Genomic DNA, 10,024 nt, shown 5'->3' on the forward strand with positions numbered 1-10,024 from the left:
TTTTAAGTTTATGATGGCTGTCATATTTTTGTTTTTTTTCATATTCGAAATTTGACAAAAAGAACAATCATGGTATCCTTTGATACAGCAATAAAAAAAATTGGAGATGCAGTCTTCCCTTTCTCCATTGAAGAAATTCCGCTTTCTGATGCCAATCTGCGTTATTTGGCTGAGGAAATTATTTCACCAATAGATTTGCCTCCATTTGACCAGTCGGCAATGGATGGTTATGCAATCATTCAGAATGATATGGAGGAATTGGATTTAATTCAAGGTGAAATAAAGGCCGGCGACTCTGGAAATATTTCAATTTCAAAGGGGCAAGCGATTCGTATTTTTACCGGTGCACCTGTTCCTCCAAATGTAGACATGGTTGTTCCCCTGGAATATACAGTAGTTTTTAGTGATAAAATTGCCTTTGAATCATCCAAATTTAGACAAGGTGCCAATATCAGAAAACAGGGCGACCAACAAAGAGCAAATGAAATAGCTGTTCGTTATGGTACACGAATTACCGCTGCTGTTTCGGGTTACATTGCTGCCCTTGGTATTCGAAAGGTGAAGGTGCGAAAGCAACCTAAAATTGGTGTTATTACAAGTGGAAATGAATTAAAATCTACAACGGGAAAATTAAAAGAAGGAGAAATATTTGAATCTAATTCTTTTACAATAGCATCTTTTTTTAATCAATTAGGTGTACCTATTGCTTTTCATTTGAATTTACCTGATGATGCTTCCAAAACATTATCTACCCTAAAAGCTGCAATAAAAAAAGCGGATGTTCTTATTATCACCGGAGGTATGTCAGTTGGAAATTTTGATTTCGTGTATCCTTCATTGTTGAATTGTGATGTTGAGGAAGTATTCTATAAAGTAGATCAAAAACCTGGAAAGCCTATCTTTTTTGGAAAAAAAGAAAATCATTTAATTTTTGGTCTTCCTGGTAATCCTGCCGCGGTTTTAACGTGTTTATATCAATACGTGTATCCTATGTTTGAGGGGCTGATGGGATCTCCTATTAAGGGTTTGCCTAGGTTGAAGTTTAAATTAAACCAGGACTTGCAAAAGCCAGAATCACAAACAAGATTTTTAAAAGGACTTATCTCAAATCATAAACTTGAGATTTTAGGAGGTCAAGAGTCTCATATGCTCAAATCTTATATAGAAGCAAATTGTTTAGTCCTATTGCCTTCAGGAACAGAACGATTTTATAAAGGTGATGAAGTTGAGGTTCAACTTTTAGTTATATGATGTAAATCATAAAACATATTGAGGGCGGTCATTTATTGATTTACTAAAACCAAAGAGATTTGTAAAAATCACAATTCGTATGCACAAGGTAAAAGGCAACATCTGGATTGAAACCGAAAAAGGAGCCTTTCTTGGTTCAGGTCGTGTTGAATTATTATTGCGTATTAAGGAATGTGGCTCAATTGCAGAGGCGGCAAGAGCTATGAAAATGTCGTACCGACAAGCTTGGGAACTTGTTAAATCGATGAATTTACAATCCCGAAAACCCTTGGTGATTACTTTGACCGGCGGCACAAAAGGTGGGGGCACCATTGTAACTTCTGAAGGTGAACTTGCAATAATTAACTATAAAAAAATTCAGGAAAAATTTTCCGCATTCTGTGAGGCTCAAACCAAGGAATTAATCTTTTGATTTTTTTTGCATGGCGCTATACTTTTTTAACAATAACGGGTAATATGGAAACAATTTTGTTTTTAGCAATTATAGCTTTAGTTGCCTTTTTATATGCAAGTGTTGGGCATGGGGGCGCAAGTGGCTATCTTGCTTTAATGGCGATATGGGGAACACCCATTGGAGAAGTGAGATCTACTGCTTTGGTATTAAACATAATTGTTTCCTCAATTGCTTTTATTCATTATTATAGAGCAGGTTTTTTTCGATGGAATTTGTTTTGGCCTTTCGTTGTATTGAGTGTGCCAATGGCCTTTGTTGGAGCAATGATTCCTTTGGAAGGAAGTGTATATAAAGTTGTACTGGGTGTTATTTTGGCGTTGGCAGTTTTTCGACTTTTTTTTATTTCTGAAAAGAAAGAAACAAAGGAGTTAAAAATACTGCCTGCAATACTATTTGGAGGGGCAATTGGAATGCTTTCCGGAATGATCGGAATTGGTGGTGGAATTATTTTGAGCCCACTAATCATCTTATTGGGATGGTCAAATATAAAGGAGTCATCAGCCATCTCAGCTCCTTTTATTCTCGTAAATTCCATTTCGGGGCTTGTTGCTCTTTTGTATTTCAGTCTTAAATGGAATACAGATATGAGTCTTTGGGTTTTGTTTGGTATTCTTGGTGGATATGCCGGAGCCTATTTTGGCTCAAACTATTTCAATGTTCCAGTGGTAAGAAATATTTTGGCGACAGTTTTATCGATTGCTGCTGTTAAATTAATGCTGGTATGATGAGTTTTCAATTATTTGGCGCGGTTTTGTCGGGTGGTAAGAGCAGCCGAATGGGAAGTGATAAGGCATTGCTTCCGTGGGCAAATTCAAACTTTCTACATTCGGCGATTCATCTAATTAAACCATTCTGCAAAAAGGTTATTATTTGTTCCGCGAATCCAAATCATGATATAGATGGTGAAATTCGAATTCATGATATTGTTCCATCGCATGGACCTGTTTCCGGGATTATTTCGGCATTGTCCTTTTTTTCGGAATACCCTGTTTTAATAGTTGCCTGCGATATGCCTTTTTTAAGTAAAATGGTAATTATTGAACTCTGTAAAAATTATCATTCAAAATATGATGCAATTGTGTTTGTTGAGCAGGGTGAACGAGAGCCGCTTTGTTCCATTTACAATCCTACTTCTCTTTTAAAATTTCAAAAGAGTTTCGATTCTGGAGTTTATAAACTGCAGGAAATATTAAATGGTATGGATGTGAAGTATGTTATGTTGAAACGCAATTTTAATAATTTTTCGGAATCATATTTTCGAAATGTAAATACCATGGATGATTATAAACAATTAATTGAAAAATATTATGAGTAATTGTGAAATCATATTTAACGGGTCGCTTCAAGACCGAACCGGATGCTTAGGTGCATATATTGAAATTCAACCGGGAGATACATTATTGGATGTTCATGTCCAAGCAATAAATCGTTTTCCGGTGCTACGGGGCTTGACATATTCAATTGCTTCTGAGTCTGATTTTATGCATCAGAATGATTTAGTTAGAGAAGGACAAAAGATTCATTTTATGCCACCCTTTGCAGGAGGATGATTTTTATGGAAACGGATGATAGATATTCGCGACAAGTGATGTTTGCTGGTTTTGGTAAACAACGACAGGAAAAATTGCAATTGGCTCGTGTTTTTATTGCAGGTGCCGGAGGGCTGGGTTCTCCTGTAATCCAATATCTTGCAGGATGCGGCGTTGGAGAGTTGGTCATTGCGGATTTTGATAAAGTTGAATTATCCAATCTTCACAGACAAACAATATTTAATGAATCTCAGATTGGTCAATTCAAATCCTTTTGTTCTGCCTTGTGGGTAAAGCAATTTAATGCTTCGATTAAGGTTTCATATATTACAGAAAGAATTACGTCCGATTATTTGAATCTGATGCATGTTAATTTTGACGTTGTAATAGATGCAACGGATAATCTCGAGACCAGATATGTTTTAGATTCATGGTGCGGTAAACGTCAAATACCATTGATTTATGGCGGAGTTTCGGGGACTAATGGTCAATTGTCTGTATTTCATTTCCCTAATTCTCATAATGAGAAATTTTCATTTCAAGATGTATTCCCTATTCGGCATAGTGACTCCATTAATTGTAATTGTGTTACAGAAGGAGTTATAGGAACAGTCCCGGGAATTGTGGGAATATATCAGGCCATGGAAGCGATTAAAATTATAACTGGGATAGGAGAAGTTTTTTCTGGAATTCTTTTACATATAAATACGATTACTGGCGAAAATAAAAGACTCAGAATCCACAAAACGAAACTTGAAAGTGAAAAAATTATGGAGGATACCTGTGTTCAAGAATTGGAGATTAATGAATTTATGAAGGGCTTTGAGCAGGGTATATTTTCTTTTTTTGTTGATGTAAGGGAGGAGAACGAATTGCCTGATTTTCCATTTGAGAATGTTTTACGAATCCCCCTTAGTGAGATTCAAAATTCAGTTCACTTAATTCCGAGTGATGCTAACGTTGTCCTGGTTTGTAATTCGGGATTACGAAGTTTAAATGCTTGCCGTATATTAAATAATCTTGGAAATTTCGAAAAATTATTTTCCCTGAAAGGGGGACTTTTAAAATTGTTATCTGTGAATAAATAAACTGATATCCTATGACTAAATCAATTTTTCAGGAAGGAGCAATTTCGCCATTACAAATTGCTAAGGCAATCGAAAAGCATAGCACAAAACTTATGATTGGCGCCCATGACATTTTTTTGGGTCAGGTGAGATCCGATCAAATAGATGAGAAGAATGTTGTTGCAATCGAGTATTCTGCAAATCCAATGTTCGCTGATAAGGTTATGCAAAATATTCGTGAAGAAACATTTGAGAAATATAGAATTACCTGTATGCATGTTCACCATTCTCTTGGTAGAGTCTCGGCAGGAGAGATTTGTTTATTTGTGTTTGTTTCTGCTGCACATCGTCACACGGCCTTCGAGGCTACCAGATATTTGGTTGAGAGAATTAAAAAAGAATTGCCGGTTTGGGGCAAAGAACTATTTATGGATGAATCATATCAATGGAAAACAAATACTTTGTAAAATGGTCGATATTACCTTAAAAAATTATTCCCTTCGCAAAGCAATCGCTCAAAGCCTTGTTACTGTTAGTAAACAGGAAACCATAGAATTAATCAGGTCGAACCAGATCCCAAAGGGGAATATTTTTGAAATGAGTAAAGTTGCGGGGCTGTTCGGTATAAAACGTACCAGCGATTTGATTCCGGATTGCCACCCTTTACCGGTTGAGTTTTCCTCCATTAAAGGTAGTATTGATGGACTTTCAATTGTCATTGAAGTAGAAGTTCATACTATTTACAAAACAGGTGTTGAGGTTGAGGCAATGACCGGAGCAAGTATTGCAGCGTTGACGATTTACGATATGCTTAAGCCTGTGGACAAAGGTGTTATTATTGAGAAAACATTTCTGGTTGAGAAAAAAGGTGGAAAATCGGACTTTCAAAAAGATATTGATTCTTCTTTGAAGGCAGCAGTGGTGGTTTGTTCAGACACCATTTCTGGCGGGAGCAAGGAGGATAAGGCAGGAAAAGCAATAATTCGTCACCTTGAAAGAAATAAAGTGAAAGTTGCGGATTATTTTATTATTCCAGATGATCCAAATGAAATTGCATCACTGGTTCATCAAATGAACGATGCAGGGTGTAATATGCTCTTTTTTACAGGTGGCACCGGACTTTCAAGACGAGATGTTACTCCTGATGTTGTTAAGCCATTACTCACCAGAGAAATCCCTGGTATTATGGAAATGATTAGAAGTTATGGACAGCATCGATCTCCGTATTCATTTCTTTCAAGAGGGGTTTCAGGAATGGTGAACGACATGCTTGTAATTACTTTGCCCGGTTCTACAAAAGGTGCGGATGAGAGTATGCACGCTATTATGCCTCATATCTTGCATTTATTTAAGGTCATTGATGGTGGGGGACATGAAGGAGGTTATTAAATGTAAAGATGTTTACAAATGGCTTAAGATAATTTAGGGTGTATTGATAGACATTTTCATCGAGTACTAAAAAAATAATCGGGGATATCGCATCAGCAATACCCCCGATTGGTATTCAACAAGCATCGTTATTAAATTGGAAGCTCAAAGGAAGTTTTCCAGATTTCATCTGAAATATTGGATTTTACTTTAAGTTCAAGAAAGGATTCATCACCTGATTTGATGATGCTTCTATCAATGATTTGTCCGTCTTCAGATGTGTTATCACCATGAGATTTTGACATGGTATCACCCAGTCTTGGGAGAAATGGATATAGTAAGGTCAGTTTTTCATCTTCTGTTTTAACTAATTTTGACGCTGCATTGAATAGAAGTTCTTCAAATTTTTCAATGAATACATCTTGTTCCATTTTTTTGGCTTCATCGGCCGGAATTGATTTTGTCCAATCTATAAAGGCACTAATGGCTTCTTTTCCTGAACTTTCCTGAACATAATTTGGAAATGGTGATCTGAAGAACTCATTATCTGTATGCCAATATTTTATGGCTGATAACAACATATCGGCTTCAACAACCTCTAATTCGTTTATTTTTTCTTTAAGTACCATACGATGACTTTTCTTCGAAATTAGAGTGTATTCTTTTTTCTAAATATGATGTATGTCATAATGCTCTATTCTCTTTCAATTCTTTTCCTTTTTCTTTCCAAGGCCAAATCAAATTGCTTTTTTTCTTCTGCTGTACCGGGCTTCACTTGCGGAACCGGAGTGGGTTTTTGGTCGTCATCAATGGCTACAAATGTGAAGTATGCCTCCGATAGTTTTTTTGATCGATTCGTGGTTACGCGTCTAGATTCAGCCTTAACGTGAATTTCCATTGAACTTTGAAAGGATCTCGTTATTTTAGCCCTAATTGAAATGACCTCTCCAACCGTTGCTCCTTCTTTAAAAGTCAATTCTTCAACACATGCTGTAACTGCAATTTTTTCGGCATGAGTTTGTGCACATACGGCACAAGCTATATCCATCCAATCCATGAGCCTTCCGCCTTGTAATATACCCATAGGGTTAGTATCGTTCGGAAATACCACTTGTGTAAATACCGTTTCAGAATCTTTTGGGGGCTTGCTTGTTTTCATACTGCAAAACAATAAAGTGTGATTTTTAAAAACCATGATGGCTATCATAGTTTTTTGAGTATTGATAGAGTTTTATTTGCAAAAAAAATATTATGAAAAAGACTTTGAAAAAAGTTTCATGGGCAGAACCATTCAAAATTAAAATGGTTGAGTTGTTAAATATGACCAATGCTTCTCAAAGAAAGAAAATGATAGCGGAAGCAGGTTACAATACCTTTTTATTGAAATCCCGGGAGGTTTATATTGATCTTTTAACTGATAGTGGAACTTCGGCTATGAGTGACAGGCAATGGGCGGGTTTAATGATGGGTGATGAAGCATATGCAGGGAGTGAAAATTTTTACCACTTAGAGGAGATTGTTAAAGAGTATTACGGTTATAAATATGTTATACCAACACATCAAGGACGAGGTGCTGAAAATTTATTATCTAAAATTTTGATAAAGCCAGGTGATACAGTTCCGGGAAATATGTATTTCACTACAACTCGATTGCACCAAGAACTAGCAGGTGGAACATTTTCTGACGTAATTGTAGATGAAGCGCATGATTCGTTTAACGAAAACCCATTTAAAGGAAATATTGATTTGGATAAGGTGGAATCCTTAATCAAAAAACATGGTCCTTCAAGGATACCCTATATCTGTGTTGCAACAACAGTAAACATGGCCGGAGGACAGCCCATTTCTTTACAAAATCTTAAAGAGCTTCGTGCCTTAACGAAAAAGCATGGAATAAAAATATTTCTTGATATGACCAGAGTAGCAGAAAATGCATATTTCATACAAGAAAGGGAAAAGGAGTATCAAGGATTTTCAATAGCGCAAATTGTTTTAGAGATTTGCAGTCAAACAGATGGAGCCACAATGAGCGCTAAAAAAGATGCTTTGGTTAACATTGGTGGATTTTTGGCAGTGAATGATAAAGAAATTTATGAGGAGGCAAGTAACCTTGCTGTAGTTTATGAGGGGCTGCATACATACGGAGGATTGGCAGGGCGCGATATGGAAGCAATGGCCATTGGTATTGTAGAATCGATGCAAGACGATCATATGCATGCCAGAATTGGTCAAGTTCGTTATTTGGGGCAAAAATTAATAGACGCAGGGATTCCAATTGTACGTCCAATTGGTGGACATGGGATTTTTCTCGATGCCAAAAAATTTCTTCCCCACTTAAAACAAGATCAGTTTCCTGCTCAAGCTCTGGCCGCCGAAATTTATCTTGATTCCGGAGTAAGGACAATGGAGCGTGGAATTGTATCTGCAGGAAGAGATAAAGTTACCGGAGATCATTATTATCCAAAATTAGAACTGGTTCGATTTACTATCCCTCGTCGTGTGTACACTCAGGCGCATATGGATGTAATTGCCGAATCTGTTTATAGAGTTTATGATAGGAAGAAGTCCATTAAAGGACTGAAGATGACCTATGAACCCAAATATTTGAGATTTTTTCAAGCTAGATTTAAACCCTTGAATTGATAATTCCGATTCGTTACTTTGCGATTGAAATACTTATCTTTTTAGTGGTTTGTGATGCTAATATTATTGCAATCATCTCCAATTGAAATTGGTTAGTAACATGCTCATGTGAATTATTTTCCGGGACTATTTCAGGGTGTAAGGTAATTGCAAATTGAGGCCTGTCAATAGAAATGGTAACACCTAAAGTAGCATTTAGTATGGTTATTGGGTTCACTAATGAGTTAATTCATTGGTCATAATAATTACTGGAAAAGAGGAACAATTTTCAGTCGTGAAATATTTAAGTTCCGGTATCTTTGAATAGTAAAATAGAACTTTCGAATTTTGTTATTGTTGATTATTTCGTTTCCAATAACTACAATTTATTAGACCCGGATTTAATAATGGTTGTTCTCTTTAAAAATGAAATGTTGTATAAATGTATTTTTAGAGATTTAAGTTTACGGTAAAATAATATATTCCTCCTATACTTGGCCCTCCAAGTATAGAATAGTAATATTGGTTGAATGCGTTGTTTGCTCCTGCTTTAAAATTTATTTTTCTGTTTTTTGAAATCCATGTTAGGTTTGCATCAATAGTGAAAAACGATGGAACCATTCCGGATACCAAAAATGATATATATTTATAGGAAGTTTGATAGTGAAATTGAACCCCAAATCCAAACCTTTTATAGAAATCGTCCCATTGGGCATTTAAATTTGTCGTAACAGTTGGAGTATTAAATCCATCTTCCAGTCCGTCTCCATTTTCCGTGTTGTACAACTTTGCTATTGAAATATTATGTTTTATCAATATTTTCTCGAAAAGCCTAAGTTGAATTCCAAAACTTCCACCAGCGCTTATGACTCTTGATTTAGAATTTGTCCATAGTCTATATTTTAATTGTTTATTTTTTTCATACAAAAAGAAGGCAATAGAATCAGTATCATTTGTTAATGGAACGCTAGCTTCTACTTGCGCAATAAAATTATCAAAACTTGAAGCGTATCCATCAATATCGATAAAAAGCTTTTCGTGAAAGAATTTTGCCCTAATTCCGCCTTCTATTGATTTAAGATGCTCAGGTTGTAGGTATGTGTATGGATTTATTTTTAATAAATATGTATTAGCAATAATTGCCTGGTCTTGACTTATTCCTAGATTATTCATGTCGGAATTTACCTTGGCTTGAAATTTTTCAATTGAAGATTTTGTATACGAATTTTCAAATATTCCTTCAGACATTATTCTTAATCCGCCAACACGTTTCACACCTCCGGAATTTACGTTTGAGAACCCTTCAAATATGCTTGGGAATCTATACCCGGATTGATAACCGATTCTAAGTTGAATTTTTTTCGGATTATTCCATGAAATTGTAATTCTGGGATTTAATTTCATTTTGAAATAGTCACATTTGTCAATTCGAATTGCACTAGTAACTTTAAGATTGCTCTTGAATGTAGAAGAAGCTTGGATAAAGCCTCCATATTTAGAATAATCTAGGTTCTTTTTTTGGGGATTAGGATTAATAAAATAATTTCCATCCGGTATAATACTGTACCTTCTCCAATCCACTCCGCTTAGAAGTGAGATTTTATTTTTCCCTATGAATAAAGAACATATTTCATTCCAATTCATACCTATTTCTCCGTTAGTAAGAAATGATTTAACTTTTAATGCGGCTCCTAAGTCCCAATTATTAATATTAATTAGAGAGGCTTTCATTT

Annotated in this window: 11 protein-coding genes; 8 read left to right on the forward strand and 3 right to left on the reverse strand. The window is 35.7% G+C overall.

Going from position 1 to position 10,024, the window contains the following annotated elements; genetic code table 11:
• The first annotated feature begins 69 nt into the window (after positions 1 to 69).
• The 7 genes from K1X56_03460 to moaCB all read left to right on the forward strand — a co-directional run bounded on the left by K1X56_03460 (position 70) and on the right by moaCB (position 5,690).
• The gene (locus tag K1X56_03460; GenBank protein MBX7093755.1) at positions 70 to 1,251 is read left to right on the forward strand and encodes a molybdopterin molybdotransferase MoeA; all 1,182 of its coding nucleotides are present in this window, start codon (positions 70 to 72) and stop codon (positions 1,249 to 1,251) included.
• Positions 1,252 to 1,330: 79 nt separating this feature from the next.
• Entirely contained in the window at positions 1,331 to 1,663 is a 333-nt protein-coding gene (locus K1X56_03465; protein MBX7093756.1) for a LysR family transcriptional regulator, read from the forward strand.
• A 44-nt stretch (positions 1,664 to 1,707) separates the two neighbouring features.
• The gene (locus K1X56_03470) at positions 1,708 to 2,430 is read left to right on the forward strand and encodes a sulfite exporter TauE/SafE family protein (protein ID MBX7093757.1); all 723 of its coding nucleotides are present in this window, start codon (positions 1,708 to 1,710) and stop codon (positions 2,428 to 2,430) included.
• Positions 2,427 to 3,020, forward strand: coding sequence for a molybdenum cofactor guanylyltransferase (locus tag K1X56_03475; GenBank protein MBX7093758.1), 594 nt, complete (start codon positions 2,427 to 2,429; stop codon positions 3,018 to 3,020). Before K1X56_03470 ends, K1X56_03475 begins: the two co-directional genes overlap by 4 nt.
• 240 nt (positions 3,021 to 3,260) lie before the next feature.
• Positions 3,261 to 4,322 (forward strand): HesA/MoeB/ThiF family protein, encoded by a 1,062-nt coding sequence (locus tag K1X56_03480; GenBank protein ID MBX7093759.1) that lies wholly within the window; start codon positions 3,261 to 3,263, stop codon positions 4,320 to 4,322.
• An 11-nt stretch (positions 4,323 to 4,333) separates the two neighbouring features.
• Positions 4,334 to 4,768 carry a molybdenum cofactor biosynthesis protein MoaE gene (locus tag K1X56_03485; GenBank protein ID MBX7093760.1) on the forward strand — a complete coding sequence of 145 codons (435 nt, stop codon included), beginning with the start codon at positions 4,334 to 4,336 and terminating at the stop codon, positions 4,766 to 4,768.
• Position 4,769: 1 nt separating this feature from the next.
• Positions 4,770 to 5,690, forward strand: coding sequence for a bifunctional molybdenum cofactor biosynthesis protein MoaC/MoaB (gene moaCB, locus K1X56_03490; protein MBX7093761.1), 921 nt, complete (start codon positions 4,770 to 4,772; stop codon positions 5,688 to 5,690).
• Between the two features lie 131 nt (positions 5,691 to 5,821).
• Here the strand turns inward: moaCB and K1X56_03495 are convergent, their stop codons facing one another.
• Both K1X56_03495 and K1X56_03500 read right to left on the reverse strand, forming a co-directional pair.
• Positions 5,822 to 6,298, reverse strand: a complete 477-nt coding sequence (locus K1X56_03495) for a hypothetical protein (protein MBX7093762.1) — start codon at positions 6,296 to 6,298, stop codon at positions 5,822 to 5,824.
• 65 nt (positions 6,299 to 6,363) lie between these two features.
• Positions 6,364 to 6,876: an acyl-CoA thioesterase gene (locus tag K1X56_03500; GenBank protein ID MBX7093763.1), complete on the reverse strand. Its 513-nt coding sequence runs from the start codon at positions 6,874 to 6,876 to the stop codon at positions 6,364 to 6,366.
• A 44-nt stretch (positions 6,877 to 6,920) separates the two neighbouring features.
• Between K1X56_03500 and K1X56_03505 the strand changes: the two genes are divergently transcribed.
• Positions 6,921 to 8,312 (forward strand): tyrosine phenol-lyase, encoded by a 1,392-nt coding sequence (locus tag K1X56_03505; GenBank protein MBX7093764.1) that lies wholly within the window; start codon positions 6,921 to 6,923, stop codon positions 8,310 to 8,312.
• 429 nt (positions 8,313 to 8,741) lie between these two features.
• Here K1X56_03505 and K1X56_03510 read toward each other — a convergent pair.
• A partial coding sequence (locus K1X56_03510; GenBank protein MBX7093765.1) for a TonB-dependent receptor occupies positions 8,742 to 10,024 on the reverse strand: 1,283 nt, incomplete at its 5' end.

It is taken from the genome of Flavobacteriales bacterium (genome assembly GCA_019694795.1).
Taxonomy (GTDB): domain Bacteria; phylum Bacteroidota; class Bacteroidia; order Flavobacteriales_D; family UBA2798; genus UBA2798.

What these genes read in the sequence shown, in the direction of transcription:
- K1X56_03460 (MBX7093755.1), top strand. Translation starts at nt 70, where the DNA reads ATGGTATCCTTTGATACAGCAATAAAAAAAATTGGAGATGCAGTCTTC.
- K1X56_03465 (MBX7093756.1), top strand. Translation starts at nt 1,331, where the DNA reads ATGCACAAGGTAAAAGGCAACATCTGGATTGAAACCGAAAAAGGAGCC.
- K1X56_03470 (MBX7093757.1), top strand. Translation starts at nt 1,708, where the DNA reads ATGGAAACAATTTTGTTTTTAGCAATTATAGCTTTAGTTGCCTTTTTA.
- K1X56_03475 (MBX7093758.1), top strand. Translation starts at nt 2,427, where the DNA reads ATGATGAGTTTTCAATTATTTGGCGCGGTTTTGTCGGGTGGTAAGAGC.
- K1X56_03480 (MBX7093759.1), top strand. Translation starts at nt 3,261, where the DNA reads ATGGAAACGGATGATAGATATTCGCGACAAGTGATGTTTGCTGGTTTT.
- K1X56_03485 (MBX7093760.1), top strand. Translation starts at nt 4,334, where the DNA reads ATGACTAAATCAATTTTTCAGGAAGGAGCAATTTCGCCATTACAAATT.
- moaCB (MBX7093761.1), top strand. Translation starts at nt 4,770, where the DNA reads ATGGTCGATATTACCTTAAAAAATTATTCCCTTCGCAAAGCAATCGCT.
- K1X56_03495 (MBX7093762.1), bottom strand. Translation starts at nt 6,298, where the DNA reads ATGGTACTTAAAGAAAAAATAAACGAATTAGAGGTTGTTGAAGCCGAT.
- K1X56_03500 (MBX7093763.1), bottom strand. Translation starts at nt 6,876, where the DNA reads ATGATAGCCATCATGGTTTTTAAAAATCACACTTTATTGTTTTGCAGT.
- K1X56_03505 (MBX7093764.1), top strand. Translation starts at nt 6,921, where the DNA reads ATGAAAAAGACTTTGAAAAAAGTTTCATGGGCAGAACCATTCAAAATT.